The organism is Pseudomonas sp. Eth.TT006, from assembly GCF_054456575.1.
Genome location: NZ_JBTJEN010000010.1, coordinates 41718 through 57028 on the forward strand (window position 1 = coordinate 41718; position 15311 = coordinate 57028).

The window sequence follows — 15311 nt, forward strand, 5'->3', positions numbered from 1 at the left end:
GGTGCATATCTATTGCTGCACAAGAAAAGCGTTTTTCGCTGCTGGCTTGCCGGGATTGGCAACGCGCCCTAGGCTAAGGAATCAGTCCGCACGATAATCGCGTTGTTGTCATGCAGGGAGACTCATGAATCAACCGCCAACTCTCGGAACGCCTCGACTGCTGGGGATTGTCTGGCCTTTTATTGCGGTAGTGCTGTTTCAAGCCTTATTGGGCGGGGTCAGTCTTTATGTGCTGTCGGCCGTACGCGGCTATGTGGCGGGCGAGAGTCTTTGGTCCAAGGGCCAGAAGGACGCCATCTATTACCTCAATCTGTATGCGGACAGTCGCGATGAGACGATTTTCCTCAAGTATCAGCAGGCGATCGCCGTGCCGCAGGGTGGCCACGAACTGCGCCTGGCGCTTGACCGCCAGCCTCCGGATCTGCCGGCCGCGCGCGCCGGCATTCTCAAGGGCGGCAATCATCCGGATGATGTCCCCAGCCTGATCTGGCTGTATCTCAATTTTCGTCATGTCAGCTATCTGGCAACCGCCATCGACCGCTGGACGCTGGGGGACAGCTATCTGGTCGAGCTGGATGACGTCGCCCGGCAAATGCATCAACTGATCAGCAGCAACGCGGCCAGCGACGCCGATATCCGGCGCTGGAAAAAACAGATCTTCGAGATCAACGACAGTGTGACGCCCGCCGCCAAAGCCTTCAGTGATGCCTTGGGCGAAGGTTCACGGTTGGTGATGCGCTTCTTGTTGCTGACCAACCTCGCTACCGCGCTGGGGCTGATTGTGCTGGCGCTGCTGCGTACCCACAAACTGCTCCGGCAGCGACATGCCTTTGCCATGGCGCTGCAACTGGAAAAGGATCGCGCGCACATCACCCTGCATTCGATCGGCGATGGGGTGATCACTACAGACGTCAGTGGCGCGATCGATTACATGAACCCCGCCGCCGAGGCCTTGACCCACTGGAAGGCCGAACAGGCTGCCGGTCTGCCGCTGGCGGCGTTGTTCAATCTGCTCGATGACAACGAGCCGGGCGAGGGCGCGAGCCTGATCGAACATGTCTTGAGCGGCAAGCTCAGTGGCAGCAGCGAGCATTCCAAGCTGATCCAGCGTCTGGATGGCAGCACGGTGTCGGTGACACTGGTCGGTGCGCCGATTCGCAATGCCGGCAAGCTCAGTGGCGCGGTATTGGTGCTGCACGACATGACGCAAGAGCGGCAATACATTGCCAACCTGTCCTGGCAGGCCACCCACGATGCGCTGACCGGTCTGGCCAACCGCCGTGAGTTCGAATATCGCCTTGAGCAGGCGCTGCACAATCTGGCGCGGCAGCCGGGTCGGCATGCGTTGATGTTCCTCGATCTGGACCAGTTCAAGCTGGTCAATGACACCTGTGGACATGCCGCAGGTGATGAGCTGTTGCGGCATATCTGTGCGCTGTTGCAATCGGGTCTGCGCGAGGGCGATACCCTGGCGCGGCTGGGCGGCGACGAATTCGGCATCCTTCTGGAGAACTGCGCTCCGGACGCTGCCGAGAAGATCGCCGAAAGCCTGCGGCAGACTGTGCAGAACCTGCATTTTGTGTGGAAGGGGCGACCCTTTCTGACCACGGTCAGCATCGGCCTGGTACATGTCACGCAAACCCCGGCCACCCTCGAAGCCTCGCTGCGGGCGGCAGACATGGCCTGCTACATGGCCAAAGAGAAGGGGCGCAATCGGGTTCAGGTCTATCACGCCGATGACTCGGAACTGTCCATGCGCTTCGGCGAGATGGCCTGGGTTCAGCGTCTGCACGTGGCGTTGGAGGAAAACCGTTTCGTCCTGTACGCCCAGGAGATCGCCCCGCTGGGGCGTGCCGAGAGCGGCGCGCACATTGAAATCCTCCTGCGTCTGCATGATGAGGCGGGACGCATGATCTTGCCGGACAGCTTCATTCCCGCGGCAGAACGTTACGGGTTGATGTCATCGCTGGATCGTTGGGTCGTGCAAAACGTTTTCAAAGTTATTGCGCAATGTATTGCCGAAGAACATCAAACACCTTTAGCCATGTGTGCGATTAATCTTTCAGGCATTACTATCGGAGATGACGCTTTCTTGAACTTCCTGCGTGAGCAGTTTGTTAGTTACGCCATACCACCTGAAATGATTTGTTTTGAAATTACCGAGACCAGTGCCATTGCCAATCTCGGTAGCGCAATACGATTTATTAATGAACTCAAAGGCTTAGGTTGTTACTTCTCGCTGGACGACTTTTGTGCCGGAATGTCTTCATTCGCTTATTTGAAACATTTGCCTGTAGACTTCCTGAAGATCGACGGGAGTTTCGTAAAGGATATGCTGGACGACCCGATTAACCGTGCAATGGTCGAAGTGATCAATCACATCGGACATGTCATGGGTAAGCAGACAATTGCCGAGTTTGTAGAAACACCGCAGATCGAGCAGGCCTTGCTTGAAATCGGCGTGGATTACGCTCAGGGTTATGTCATCGAGCGCCCACAATTGTTTACCTGTGACAGTTTGCAAAGTCGGCCCGCCAGACCGCAGCCGTTGTTGTTCAAGGCGCCTGGCACGTTCCGTTGAAAGCTCTTGCCGATCCTTACAATCACAAATCAAAAGGAGCCGAACAGTGATCGACACATTCAACCGAACCGGACCACTCATGGAAGCTGCAAGTTATCCAGCCTGGGCACAACAGCTCATTCAGGACTGCAGCGAGAGCAAGCGCCGGGTTGTCGAACATGAACTGTACCTGCGCATGCGCGATAACAAGCTCAGCGCCAAAACCATGCGTCAGTATTTGATCGGCGGCTGGCCGGTCGTTGAACAGTTTGCGTTGTATATGGCGCAGAACCTGACCAAGACCAAGTTTGCCCGCCATCCTGGGGAGGATATGGCGCGACGCTGGCTGATGCGCAACATTCGCGTCGAACTCAACCATGCCGACTACTGGCTGAACTGGAGCCGCGCGCATGGCGTCAGCCTTGAGGATCTGCAGGCCCAGCAAGTGCCACCCGAGTTGCACGCGCTGAGTCATTGGTGTTGGCACACCAGTTCGGCGGACTCACTGATCGTCGCGATTGCCGCCACTAACTATGCGATCGAGGGTGCGACCGGGGAGTGGTCGGCGCTGGTCTGCTCTACCGGTGTGTACGCCGCGGCGTTCCCGGAAGAGGAGCGCAAGCGCGCGATGAAGTGGCTGAAGATGCACGCCCAATATGACGATGCTCATCCGTGGGAAGCGCTGGAAATCATCTGCACGCTGGCGGGGATGAACCCGAGTCAGGCGCTGCAGGCCGAGCTGCGTCAGGCGGTGTGCAAGAGCTACGACTACATGTATCTGTTTCTTGAGCGCTGCATGCAGCTAGAGACTTCGGAGCGCTTGCTGGTTAATCGAGAGCGCAGGGTAGTCGTCGAGAGCTAAGGAAAAATCGATGTGGGAGCGGGCTTGCTCGCGAAAGCGGCGTGTCAGTCAACTCATTGTTGAATGTCAGATCGCATTCGCGAGCAAGCCCGCTCCCACATTTGTTTCTGTTGCCTGAAAGGGATCAGCCCGCCATCGCCAGACGATTACGCCCCTCACGCTTGGCCACATACAGCGCGCTGTCGGCGCGGCGCAGCAAGCTGTCGGCCGATTCCCCCGGCAACAGGGTCGAGCAGCCGAGGCTGACCGTCAGATCGATCAGCTGGCCGTCAGCGAAATATTCCGTGGTTTGCGCGGCATGGCGTAAACGCTCGCCGACCATCGCCGCCGCTTCGCGACTGGTGTTCGACAGCAGGATCAGAAACTCTTCCCCACCATAACGAAACACCATGTCGACATTGCGCAGCTGGCCTTTGATCGACGCCGCCACCGCTTTGAGTACGTCATCCCCGGCGCTGTGGCCGTGACTGTCATTGACCCGTTTGAAATGGTCGATATCGAGCATCAGCACCGACAACGGTTGCAGGTGCCGACGGGACATGTCGATCTCGCGTTGCAGGGTCTGTTCCATGGCAACGCGGTTACCAGTACCGGTCAACGGGTCGCGCAACGCGCTCTGTGTCGCCGCTCGGTAGAGCAGGGCATTGCGCATCGGGAACAGCAGCGCCGACAGCAACGACTCGAGGTTGCCCAGATCCCGTTCGCTGAAGCGCTGGTTGCGGCGGAACACCAGTTCGCCAAGGTGCTCGCCTTCGTGGCTGAGGCTGTAGCTGACCGAATGGTGACCGCGAGCGCCGAACTCCAGGCGCAGGTCGCTGGCCGAATGCACGTAGTTCAGGGCATCCAGCGGCACCAGACGCTGCACTTCGCGGAAAAACAGACCCAGGATTCGTTGTGGCTCGAGACTGGTTTGCAGCTGCAGGCTCAGTTGCTGACGCAGTTGCGCCAGACTGACCGGGCGTTCCAGCAGGGCAGGCAACTGACCAAAGCCCAGGCGTTGCAATTTGGCACTGTCAAAGTCAATTGCATTGGTCTGGGAGGGTGATTTCATATGGCGTGAGCCCCTAAGCAGTAAGCTGTCTTACAGGCTGGGTGAGAGCGGCTATGGGCTGCGCGTCATACTGATCCATCAGTCCCGTAGGACGTTTGGCGTAAGTTTAGTCTGCCTGATGACGATGAGTCAGCTATCGAAATCGGCCTGGCCCCAGTGCTTTCACACGGCATGCTTTGAAGAAAGTTAGAGCGAAAGTCATGCCATTCGGTTCATGCAAAATAAACACGTTATGAATCAATGGCATGGCTTTTTGCTTTGGGGGCGATTGGCGGGTATTTGACTGAAACGTGACGGCGGCGGGCGGCAATTGCCTGCCGCGACGGTAATCCGCCGCGGCAACAAAAGCGACGTATGGCAGTTATTGCGCGTTGAAGGCCTGACCGTTGATGCCGGCGCTGTCCGGGCCCATCAGGTACAGGTAGACCGGCATGATCTCTTCCGGGGTCGGATTGTTCAGCGGATTTTCCCCCGGATAGGCCTGGGCGCGCATGCTGGTGCGGGTGCCGCCGGGGTTGATGGAGTTGGAGCGAACGGGCGCGACGCCGTCGACTTCATCGGCCAGGGTTTGCATCAGGCCTTCGGTGGCGAACTTCGATACACCGTAGGCGCCCCAATAGGCCCGGCCCTTGCGCCCGACGCTGCTGGAGGTGAACACCACCGAGGCATCCTGCGACAACTTGAGCAGCGGCAACAGCGTGCTGGTCAGCATGAACATGGCGTTGACGTTGACCTGCATGACGCGCATGAAGTTTTCGCCCGACAGTTGTTCGATCGGCGTGCGCGGACCAATGATCGAGGCGTTGTGCAACAGGCCGTCGAGGTGGCCGAACTCGCTCTCGATCATCGCTGCCAGCTCATCGTATTGATGGGGCAGGGCGGTTTCGAGGTTGAACGGAATCACCGCCGGTTGCGGATGCCCCGCCGCTTCGATCTCGTCGTAGACCTGGGTCAGATTGGCCTCGGTCTTGCCCAGCAGGAGCACGGTGGCGCCGTGGGCGGCGTAGGTTTTCGCGGCAGCCGCGCCGATGCCACGACCGGCACCGGTGACCAGAATGACCCGATCCTTGAGCAATTCGGGACGAGCGGTGTAATCAAACATAAAAACCTCACAATCCATTCATGAAGACCTGCTTCCCTGTGGTGAGGGGATTTATCCCCGACCGGCTGCGAAGCAGTCGTAAAACCTGCATGTCGAATCGACCTGAAAGAATGCGGGGGTTGCTTCGCAACCCATCGGGGATAAATCCCCTCGCTACAAGGTGCGTTTCAGCAGCTGCACAGCGCGCTGTCGAGCACCTTGCGCAATTCCAGTGGATGATCCACCACCACATCCGCGCCCCAGTGCCTAGGGTTGTCGTCGGGGTGGATATAGCCATAGGTCACGGCGCAGGTCTTGGTCCCGGCATCGCGGCCCGACTCGATATCGCGCAGATCATCGCCGACAAACAGAACCGTCGACGGATCCAGATCAAGCATCTTGCATGCAAGGATTAATGGCTCCGGGTCCGGCTTGCTGTTTTTCACGTGATCCGGGCAGATCAGCAGCGCCGAGCGCTCGGCCAGTCCCAGCTGTTGCATGATCGGCTCGGCGAAGCGCACCGGCTTGTTGGTCACGACGCCCCAGATCAGGTTGGCCTTTTCGATGTCGGCGAGCAGTTCGCCCATGCCGTCGAACAGCTTGCTGTGCACCGCGCAACCGACCAGATAGCGCTCGAGAAACTCCAGACGCAGTTCCTCGAAGCCCGGCGATTCCGGGTCCATCGAAAAGGTCACGGCAACCATGGCTTTCGCGCCGCCGGAAATCTCGTCACGGATGTGCTGGTCGTTCATCGGCGGCAAGCCACGATCCGCGCGCATCGCCTGACAGATGGCGATGAAGTCCGGCGCGGTGTCGAGCAGGGTGCCGTCCATGTCGAAAAGGACTGCTCTGATGGCCATCGGCTTACTCCTCGCGCAGGGTCTGGATCATGTAGTTGACGTCAACGTCGTTGGCCAGCTTGTAGTGCTTGGTCAGCGGGTTGTAGGTCAGGCCGATGATGTCCTTGACGGTCAGGCCGGCGATGCGGCTCCAGGCGCCCAGCTCGGACGGGCGGATGAATTTCTTGAAGTCGTGGGTGCCGCGCGGCAGTAGCTTCATAATGTATTCGGCGCCGATGATGGCGAACAGGTAGGCCTTCGGGTTGCGGTTGATGGTCGAGAAGAACACCTGGCCGCCCGGCTTGACCATGCGGTAGCAGGCACGGATCACCGAGGATGGATCCGGCACGTGCTCAAGCATTTCCAGGCAAGTGACGACGTCGAACTGCTCAGGCATTTCTTCGGCCAGGGCTTCGGCGGTGATTTGCCGGTATTCGACGCTGACGCCGGATTCCAGCTGATGCAGTTGCGCGACCGCCAGTGGCGCTTCGCCCATGTCGATGCCCATCACGGTAGCGCCGCGTTGAGCCATGGCTTCGCTGAGGATGCCGCCGCCGCAACCGACGTCGAGGACTTTCTTGCCGGCCAGATTGACCCGCTCGTCAATCCAGTTGACGCGCAGCGGGTTGATGTCGTGCAGCGGTTTGAACTCGCTTTCGCGGTCCCACCAGCGATGGGCCAGGGCTTCGAATTTGGCGATTTCGGCGTGGTCGACGTTGCTCATGATCTAATCCTCGAAAAACTTGAAAAAGGCTGTAGCCGCGGAGTCTGCTCCGCGGTTTTCACGATTCGGTGTGGCCGCTGATACGCTGGCCCCAGGCCCGGGCGGTGGCCCCGAGCTGTTGTTCGTCCAGACGGGTCAGGCGCCGGTCGTCGAGTAACTGTTTGCCGGCGACCCACAGGTGTTTCACGCAATCGCGGCCGGTGGCATATATAAGCTGCGAAACCGGGTCGTAGACCGGTTGCTGGGCCAGGCCGGACAGGTCGAAGGCGACGATGTCGGCCGCCTTGCCCAGCTCCAGCGAGCCGACCTGCGCATCGATCCCCAGTGCCCGCGCGCCATTGAGCGTGGCCATGCGCAGCGCGCGGTGAGCGTCCAGCGCCGTGGCCGAGCCGGCGACGGCTTTGGCCAGCAGGGCGGCGGTACGGGTTTCGCCGAGCAGGTCGAGATCGTTGTTGCTCGCCGCGCCATCGGTGCCAACGGCCACGTTGACCCCGGCTTGCCACAGACGTTCTACCGGGCAGAAACCGCTGGCCAGCTTGAGGTTGGATTCCGGGCAGTGGATCACGCTGGTGTTGCTTTCTACCAGCAACGCGAGGTCGTCATCGCTGATCTGGGTCATGTGCACGGCCTGGAAGCGTGGACCGAGCAGGCCCAGCCGGCCGAGACGCGCCAGTGGCCGCTCGCCGCGCTGTTCGACGGCTTGCTGCACTTCGAACGCCGTTTCATGCACATGCATGTGGATCGACGCGTCCAGCTCTTCGGCGATCACGCGGATTTTTTCCAGATTCTCGTCACCCACGGTGTAGGGCGCGTGCGGGCCGAAAGTGATTTTGATCCGCTCGTGATGCTTGAGATCGCCGAATAGCTCGACGCCCTGACGAATGGCTTCATCGGCACTGGCGGCGCCGGGAATCGGGAAGTCGAGGATCGGAATCGCGATCTGCGCACGGATACCGCTGTTGTGCACGCGCTCGCTGGCGACCTTCGGGAAGAAATACATGTCAGAGAAACAGGTGATGCCACCTTTGATCTGTTCGGCGATGGCCAGATCAGTGCCGTCGCGGACGAACGCTTCATCGACCCACTTGGCCTCGGCCGGCCAGATGTGGTTTTCCAGCCAGGTCATCAGCGGCAGATCGTCGGCCAGACCACGGAACAGGGTCATCGCCGCGTGACCGTGGGCGTTGATCAGGCCCGGGGCCAGCAGCACGTCCGGCAGTTCGCGGGTTTCGCTGGCGTTACACTTCAGCGCTTCGGCGCGTGGGCCGATAAACACGATGCGCCCGTCGCGAATGCCCAGGCCGTGCTCCTTGAGCACGACGCCAGCGGGTTCGACGGGTACCAGCCAGGTCGGCAGCAATAATAAGTCGAGCGCAATGGCAGGTTTCGGCATCGAGGGTCGGTTCCAGTGCTTTTGTAAAGGATGGCGAAGTATACCCGAGCGTCTTCGCGGGGGGATCGCTATAATCGGCGGCTTTTGTTCATGAGTGCGGGGTGAGGGATGCGCGATCGACTGTTGGCTGCGGAGAAAGTAAAGGCCATCGACTGGCGAGATGGCGCGCTCCACCTGCTGGATCAGCGCATTTTGCCGTTCGAGGAAAACTGGATCGCCTACACCAGCGCCGCCGGCGTGGCTGAGGCGATTCGTTCGATGGTGGTGCGCGGTGCGCCGGCCATCGGCATCAGTGCGGCTTATGGCATTGTCCTGGCGGCGCGGGCCCGGGTGGCTGAAGGTGGCGACTGGTACGCGGCGCTGGAAGAGGATTTCGCCCTGCTGGCCGACTCGCGACCGACTGCGGTGAACCTGTTCTGGGCGTTGAACCGCATGCACGATCGCCTCGATCGTCTGAAGGACAATGCCGATCCGCTGGTGGCGCTGGAAGCCGAGGCGATCGCCATTCATGAAAGCGACCGCGAAGCCAACCTGACCATGGCTCAGCTCGGCGTCGATCTGATCCGCAAGCATCAGGGCAATGCCCAGGCGATCCTCACACACTGTAATACCGGCGCGCTGGCCACTGGCGGTTTCGGTACTGCGTTGGGAGTGATTCGTGCGGCGTATCTTGAAGGGATGGTCGAGCGCGTCTACGCCGATGAAACCCGGCCGTGGCTGCAGGGTTCGCGCCTGACTGCCTGGGAACTGGCCAACGAAGGCATTCCGGTGACCCTCAATGCCGACTCCGCCGCCGCGCACATCATGAAAACCAAAGGCGTGACCTGGGTGATCGTCGGCGCTGACCGCATCACCGCCAACGGCGACGTGGCGAACAAGATCGGCACCTATCAACTGGCGGTCAACGCCATGCACCACGGCGTGCGTTTCATGGTGGTGGCGCCGAGTTCGACCATCGACATGCATCTGGCCAGCGGCGATGACATTCCGATCGAGGAGCGTGACGGCGCCGAGTTGCTTGAGGTCGGCGGCAAGCGGGTCGGTGCCGACGTTGAGGCGTTCAACCCGGTGTTCGACGTGACCCCGGCGGATCTGATCGATGCGATCGTTACCGAAAAGGGCATCGTCGAGCGTCCGGATACGGCGAAAATGGCTCAGTTGATGTGCCGCAAGCGCCTGCATTGATCCCGATTCGCCCCCTGTAGGAGCTGCCGAAGGCTGCGATCTTTTGATTCTGTTTTTTAAAAGACAAGAGCAAAAGATCGCAGCCTTCGGCAGCTCCTACAGGTATTCGTCTCCCTGAAAGTCAATAAACATCGGTAATTCAGCCCTCATTTCTGCGTTCGCAGTGGCTCAGAGCTTCTCTCGTCCCCGTTACGCCTGTCATCGGTCAACTAACTATGCTCCATGCGCATCTGGGGGATAGGTGCGTGGCGGCTCTTGTGATAACATCCGGCGTTTTCCGAGGCGGCTTCAAGGAGCTGTCTTCACTGCGCAAATCACGGTCCGATCTGTTGATTTGTCGTAAGTCGGCGCACGGCACTCGGCCTGCCCCGACGAGCTTCGTTCATCCCATATGGATATGACGAAGTTTCACCAGAAAAAGGAATCAGGCTTCTCATGGGCGAACTGGCCAAAGAAATCCTCCCGGTCAATATCGAAGACGAGCTGAAACAGTCCTACCTCGACTACGCGATGAGCGTAATCGTCGGCCGTGCACTGCCGGATGCGCGCGATGGCCTCAAGCCCGTGCACCGTCGCGTACTGTTCGCGATGAGCGAGCTGGGCAACGACTTCAACAAGCCGTACAAGAAATCTGCCCGTGTCGTCGGTGACGTGATCGGTAAGTATCACCCGCACGGTGATATTGCGGTGTACGACACCATCGTCCGCATGGCTCAGCCTTTCTCCCTGCGCTACCTGCTGGTCGACGGTCAGGGCAACTTCGGTTCGGTCGACGGCGACAACGCCGCGGCGATGCGATACACCGAAGTGCGCATGACCAAGCTGGCGCACGAACTGCTGGCCGACCTGCACAAGGAAACCGTGGACTGGGTGCCGAACTACGACGGCACCGAACTGATCCCGGCGGTCATGCCGACCCGCGTGCCGAACCTGCTGGTCAACGGTTCCAGCGGTATCGCCGTGGGCATGGCGACCAACATTCCGCCGCACAACCTCGGTGAAGTCATCGACGGTTGCCTGGCCCTCATCGACAACCCCGAGCTGACCGTCGATGAGCTGATGCAATACATCCCCGGTCCGGACTTCCCGACTGCCGCGATCATCAACGGTCGCGCCGGCATCATCGAAGCCTACCGCACCGGTCGCGGGCGCATTTACATGCGTGCGCGCTCGATCATCGAAGACATCGACAAGGTCGGTGGCCGTCAGCAGATCGTCATCACCGAGCTGCCGTACCAGCTGAACAAGGCGCGTCTGATCGAGAAGATCGCCGAGCTGGTCAAAGAGAAAAAACTGGAAGGCATCACCGAGCTGCGCGACGAGTCCGACAAGGACGGTATGCGCGTCGTGATCGAACTGCGTCGCGGCGAAGTGCCTGAGGTGATCCTCAACAACCTCTACGCCCAGACCCAGCTGCAGTCGGTATTCGGTATCAACATCGTCGCGCTGATCGATGGCCGCCCACGCATCCTCAACCTCAAGGATCTGCTGGAGGCCTTCGTCCGTCACCGTCGCGAAGTGGTCACCCGCCGTACCGTGTTCGAACTGCGCAAGGCCCGCGAGCGTGGGCACATCCTCGAAGGCCAGGCTGTTGCCCTGTCGAACATCGACCCGGTGATCGCCCTGATCAAGGCCTCGCCGACTCCGTCGGAAGCGAAAGAAGCGCTGGTCAGCACCCCGTGGGAATCCTCGGCGGTGGTCGCGATGGTGGAACGTGCCGGTGCCGACTCGTGCCGCCCGGAAAACCTCGATCCGCAATACGGTCTGCGCGAAGGCAAGTACTTCCTGTCGCCAGAGCAGGCGCAAGCCATTCTGGAACTGCGTCTGCACCGTCTGACCGGTCTGGAACACGAAAAGCTGCTGGCCGAGTACCAAGAGATCCTCAACCAGATTGGCGAGCTGATCCGCATCCTCAACAGCGCCGTGCGCCTGATGGAAGTGATCCGCGAAGAGCTGGAAGTGATCCGCGCCGAATACGGCGACGTGCGCCGCACCGAAATCCTCGATGCGCGTCTCGACCTGACCCTGGGTGACATGATCCCGGAAGAAGAGCGCGTGGTGACCATTTCCCACGGTGGCTACGCCAAGACCCAGCCGCTGGCTGCCTACCAGGCTCAGCGTCGTGGCGGCAAAGGCAAGTCGGCGACCGGCGTCAAGGATGAGGACTACATCGCTCACCTGCTGGTTGCCAACAGCCACACCACGCTGCTGCTGTTCTCCAGCAAGGGCAAGGTGTACTGGCTCAAGACCTACGAAATTCCGGAAGCGTCGCGCGCGGCCCGTGGTCGTCCGCTGGTCAACCTGCTGCCGCTGAGCGAAGGCGAATACATCACCACGATGTTGCCAGTCGATCTCGAAGCCATGAAGCGTCAGGCTGACGAAGAAGAGGCTGAAGGCGCCGAGGTTGACGTAGAGGAAATCGAAAACAGCAACGAGACCGACGAAGAGCGTCGTGCGCGTATCAAGGCTGCCGACCGCAAGAAAGCGCCGTTCATCTTCATGTCGACCGCCAACGGTACCGTGAAGAAAACTCCGCTGGTGGCCTTCAGCCGTCAGCGCAGCGTGGGTCTGATCGCGCTGGAGCTGGACGAAGGCGACATTCTGATCTCCGCGGCCATCACTGATGGCGAGCAGGAAATCATGCTGTTCTCCGACGGTGGCAAAGTGACTCGCTTCAAAGAGTCCGAAGTGCGTGCCATGGGCCGTACCGCTCGCGGTGTGCGTGGCATGCGTCTGCCGGAAGGGCAGAAGCTGATTTCCATGCTGATCCCGGAAGAAGGCAGCCAGATCCTTACCGCTTCCGAGCGCGGTTATGGCAAGCGTACAGCCATCACCGAATTCCCTGAATACAAGCGTGGCGGCCAGGGCGTGATCGCCATGGTCAGCAACGAGCGTAACGGCCGTCTGGTCGGTGCGGTTCAGGTGCAGGATGGCGAAGAAATCATGCTGATTTCCGATCAGGGCACCCTGGTCCGTACCCGTGTCGACGAAGTATCGAGCCTCGGTCGTAACACTCAGGGCGTGACCCTGATCAAGCTGGCCAAGGATGAAACCCTGGTTGGTCTGGAGCGGGTTCAGGAGCCTTCGGAAGTCGAGGGTGATGAGCTTGAGGGTGAAGAGGGCGAGGAATTCGACGGCGGTGCCGTGCTCGACGATGCTGGCGACGACCAGCAACTCGACGCCGCAGCTGACGAAGAGCCGCAGGAATAAGCGGACAAGCGAGGGGGCGGATGAAAATTCGCCCCCTTGTTATTTGTCCGGTATGAAACATCGGCGCCCATGACGAAACCTGTGGGAGCGGGCTTGCTCGCGAAGGCGGAGTATCAGGCGACATCGTTGTTGAATGTCAGTCGGCCTTCGCGAGCAAGCCCGCTCCCACATGTGACTGGCGCCGACTGATATGTGATACCACCAAATCAGAGCGAGATTGGATGTGAGCAAGCGAGCCTATAACTTCTGTGCCGGTCCTGCGGCGCTTCCTGAAGCTGTCCTGCAACGTGCCCAGGGTGAACTCCTTGATTGGCATGGCAAGGGGCTGTCGGTCATGGAAATGAGCCATCGCAGCGATGAGTTCGTGTCCATTGCCACCCAGGCCGAGCAGGATCTGCGTGATCTGCTGAATATCCCGTCGAACTACAAGGTGCTGTTTCTGCAGGGTGGCGCCAGCCAGCAGTTTGCGCAGATCCCGCTGAACCTGTTGCCAGAAGGCGGCAGCGCCGACTATATCGACACCGGTATCTGGTCGCAGAAAGCCATCGAAGAAGCCTCGCGCTATGGCCACGTCAACGTTGCCGCCACCGCCAAGCCTTATGACTATTTCGCCATCCCGGGTCAGAACGAGTGGAATCTGTCGAAAGACGCCGCTTACGTTCACTACGCGCCGAACGAAACCATTGGTGGTCTGGAATTCCAGTGGATTCCGGAAACCGGTGACGTGCCGCTGGTGGCCGACATGTCCTCGGACATCCTCTCGCGCCCGGTCGACATCTCGCGTTTCGGCATGATCTACGCCGGCGCGCAGAAGAACATCGGCCCGAGCGGCATTGTGGTCAACATCATTCGCGAAGACCTGCTGGGCAAGGCCCGTGCGTTGTGCCCGACCATGCTCGACTACAAGGTCGCGGCCGATAACGGCTCGATGTACAACACGCCGCCGACCCTGGCCTGGTACCTGTCCGGTCTGGTGTTCCAGTGGCTGAAAGAGCAGGGCGGCGTCGAAGCGATCGCCCGGCTCAACGACGTCAAGCAGCGCACGCTGTATGACTTCATCGACGCCAGCGGCCTCTACAGCAACCCGATCAACAAGTCGGACCGCTCGTGGATGAACGTGCCGTTCCGTCTGGCTGACGATCGTCTGGACAAGCCGTTCCTCGCCGGTGCCGACGAACGCGGTCTGCTCAACCTCAAGGGCCACCGCTCTGTGGGCGGCATGCGCGCCTCCATCTATAACGCCGTGGACATCAACGCGGTCAACGCGCTGGTGGCGTACATGGCTGAATTCGAGAAGGAACACGGCTGATGTCCGAGCAAGAACTCAAGGCACTGCGCGTTCGCATCGACGCTCTGGACAGCAAGGTCCTCGAGCTGATCAGTGAGCGTGCGCGCTGCGCCCAGGAAGTCGCGCGCGTAAAGATGGCCTCGCTGGCCGAAGGCGAAGTGCCGGTGTTCTATCGTCCCGAGCGTGAAGCTCAGGTGCTCAAGCGGGTGATGGAGCGCAATCAGGGGCCGCTGGGCAACGAAGAGATGGCGCGGCTGTTCCGCGAAATCATGTCCTCGTGCCTGGCCCTCGAGCAGCCGCTGAAAGTGGCGTACCTCGGCCCGGAAGGCACCTTCACCCAGGCCGCGGCGATGAAGCACTTCGGTCACGCGGTGATCAGTAAGCCGATGGCGGCGATTGACGAAGTGTTCCGCGAAGTGGCGGCGGGTGCGGTGAATTTTGGCGTGGTCCCGGTGGAGAACTCCACCGAGGGCGCGGTCAACCACACTCTCGACAGCTTCCTCGAACACGACATGGTGATCTGCGGCGAAGTCGAGCTGCGCATTCACCATCACCTGCTGGTCGGGGAAAACACCAAGACCGACAGCATCAGCCGCATCTACTCGCACGCGCAGTCGCTGGCGCAGTGCCGCAAGTGGCTGGATGCGCATTACCCGAATGTCGAGCGCGTGGCGGTGTCGAGCAACGCCGAAGCGGCGAAACGGGTCAAGGGCGAGTGGAATTCGGCAGCGATTGCCGGCGATATGGCTGCAGGTTTGTATGGTCTGACCCGACTGGCGGAGAAGATCGAAGACCGTCCGGACAACTCGACGCGCTTCCTGATGATCGGCAACCAGGAAGTGCCGCCGACCGGCGACGACAAGACCTCGATCATCGTCTCGATGAGCAACAAGCCCGGTGCGCTGCACGAGCTGCTGGTGCCGTTCCATGACAACGGGATCGACCTGACCCGGATCGAAACCCGTCCGTCGCGCAGCGGCAAATGGACCTACGTGTTCTTCATCGACTTCGTCGGCCACCACCGTGATCCGTTGATCAAGGGTGTGCTGGAAAAGATCAGTCAGGAAGCAGTAGCACTCAAAGTGCTGGGTTCCTACCCGAAAGCAGTTCTCTAAGGG

The 15311-nt window shown here is 60.2% G+C and carries 11 protein-coding genes; 6 read left to right on the forward strand and 5 right to left on the reverse strand.

The genetic code is table 11. The features are described from left to right. Positions 1–124 precede the first annotated feature (124 nt). The gene (locus ACXR0M_RS17230; protein ID WP_458833008.1) at positions 125–2581 is read left to right on the forward strand and encodes an EAL domain-containing protein; all 2457 of its coding nucleotides are present in this window, start codon (positions 125–127) and stop codon (positions 2579–2581) included. A gap of 79 nt (positions 2582–2660) precedes the next feature. Next, positions 2661–3422: a TenA family transcriptional regulator gene (locus ACXR0M_RS17235; RefSeq protein WP_458833009.1), complete on the forward strand. Its 762-nt coding sequence runs from the start codon at positions 2661–2663 to the stop codon at positions 3420–3422. A 124-nt stretch (positions 3423–3546) separates the two neighbouring features. On the opposite strand, the gene ACXR0M_RS17240 is transcribed toward ACXR0M_RS17235, so the two are convergent. The 5 genes from ACXR0M_RS17240 to ACXR0M_RS17260 form a co-directional block, all read right to left on the reverse strand. Continuing rightward, positions 3547–4473: a GGDEF domain-containing protein gene (locus ACXR0M_RS17240; RefSeq protein ID WP_458833010.1), complete on the reverse strand. Its 927-nt coding sequence runs from the start codon at positions 4471–4473 to the stop codon at positions 3547–3549. A gap of 361 nt (positions 4474–4834) precedes the next feature. Continuing rightward, a complete protein-coding gene (locus ACXR0M_RS17245) occupies positions 4835–5575 on the reverse strand; it encodes a YciK family oxidoreductase (RefSeq protein ID WP_027612414.1) in 741 nt (246 codons plus the stop codon). A 167-nt stretch (positions 5576–5742) separates the two neighbouring features. Further along, the gene (gene mupP, locus ACXR0M_RS17250; RefSeq protein WP_458833011.1) at positions 5743–6414 is read right to left on the reverse strand and encodes an N-acetylmuramic acid 6-phosphate phosphatase MupP; all 672 of its coding nucleotides are present in this window, start codon (positions 6412–6414) and stop codon (positions 5743–5745) included. Between the two features lie 4 nt (positions 6415–6418). Beyond that, complete coding sequence (gene ubiG, locus ACXR0M_RS17255) at positions 6419–7117, reverse strand: bifunctional 2-polyprenyl-6-hydroxyphenol methylase/3-demethylubiquinol 3-O-methyltransferase UbiG (protein ID WP_047598712.1); 699 nt, start codon at positions 7115–7117, stop codon at positions 6419–6421. A gap of 58 nt (positions 7118–7175) precedes the next feature. Further along, complete coding sequence (locus tag ACXR0M_RS17260; protein ID WP_458833012.1) at positions 7176–8510, reverse strand: TRZ/ATZ family hydrolase; 1335 nt, start codon at positions 8508–8510, stop codon at positions 7176–7178. A gap of 108 nt (positions 8511–8618) precedes the next feature. On the opposite strand from ACXR0M_RS17260, the gene mtnA reads away from it, so the two are divergent. From mtnA to pheA, 4 genes are all read left to right on the forward strand, one after another. After that, a complete protein-coding gene (gene mtnA / locus ACXR0M_RS17265) occupies positions 8619–9695 on the forward strand; it encodes an S-methyl-5-thioribose-1-phosphate isomerase (RefSeq protein WP_458833013.1) in 1077 nt (358 codons plus the stop codon). A gap of 435 nt (positions 9696–10130) precedes the next feature. Beyond that, complete coding sequence (gyrA, locus tag ACXR0M_RS17270) at positions 10131–12905, forward strand: DNA gyrase subunit A (protein WP_458833014.1); 2775 nt, start codon at positions 10131–10133, stop codon at positions 12903–12905. Between the two features lie 223 nt (positions 12906–13128). Continuing rightward, positions 13129–14214 carry a 3-phosphoserine/phosphohydroxythreonine transaminase gene (serC, locus tag ACXR0M_RS17275; RefSeq protein ID WP_458833015.1) on the forward strand — a complete coding sequence of 362 codons (1086 nt, stop codon included), beginning with the start codon at positions 13129–13131 and terminating at the stop codon, positions 14212–14214. Beyond that, the gene (pheA, locus tag ACXR0M_RS17280) at positions 14214–15308 is read left to right on the forward strand and encodes a prephenate dehydratase (protein ID WP_003226907.1); all 1095 of its coding nucleotides are present in this window, start codon (positions 14214–14216) and stop codon (positions 15306–15308) included. Before serC ends, pheA begins: the two co-directional genes overlap by 1 nt. Positions 15309–15311 lie beyond the last annotated feature (3 nt).

Bases quoted from the DNA above. Each gene is read 5' to 3' on its own strand.
- ubiG (WP_047598712.1), bottom strand. From the start codon at position 7,117: ATGAGCAACGTCGACCACGCCGAAATCGCCAAATTCGAAGCCCTGGCC.
- ACXR0M_RS17235 (WP_458833009.1), top strand. From the start codon at position 2,661: ATGGAAGCTGCAAGTTATCCAGCCTGGGCACAACAGCTCATTCAGGAC.
- ACXR0M_RS17240 (WP_458833010.1), bottom strand. From the start codon at position 4,473: ATGAAATCACCCTCCCAGACCAATGCAATTGACTTTGACAGTGCCAAA.
- mtnA (WP_458833013.1), top strand. From the start codon at position 8,619: ATGCGCGATCGACTGTTGGCTGCGGAGAAAGTAAAGGCCATCGACTGG.
- ACXR0M_RS17230 (WP_458833008.1), top strand. From the start codon at position 125: ATGAATCAACCGCCAACTCTCGGAACGCCTCGACTGCTGGGGATTGTC.
- pheA (WP_003226907.1), top strand. From the start codon at position 14,214: ATGTCCGAGCAAGAACTCAAGGCACTGCGCGTTCGCATCGACGCTCTG.
- gyrA (WP_458833014.1), top strand. From the start codon at position 10,131: ATGGGCGAACTGGCCAAAGAAATCCTCCCGGTCAATATCGAAGACGAG.
- mupP (WP_458833011.1), bottom strand. From the start codon at position 6,414: ATGGCCATCAGAGCAGTCCTTTTCGACATGGACGGCACCCTGCTCGAC.
- ACXR0M_RS17260 (WP_458833012.1), bottom strand. From the start codon at position 8,510: ATGCCGAAACCTGCCATTGCGCTCGACTTATTATTGCTGCCGACCTGG.
- ACXR0M_RS17245 (WP_027612414.1), bottom strand. From the start codon at position 5,575: ATGTTTGATTACACCGCTCGTCCCGAATTGCTCAAGGATCGGGTCATT.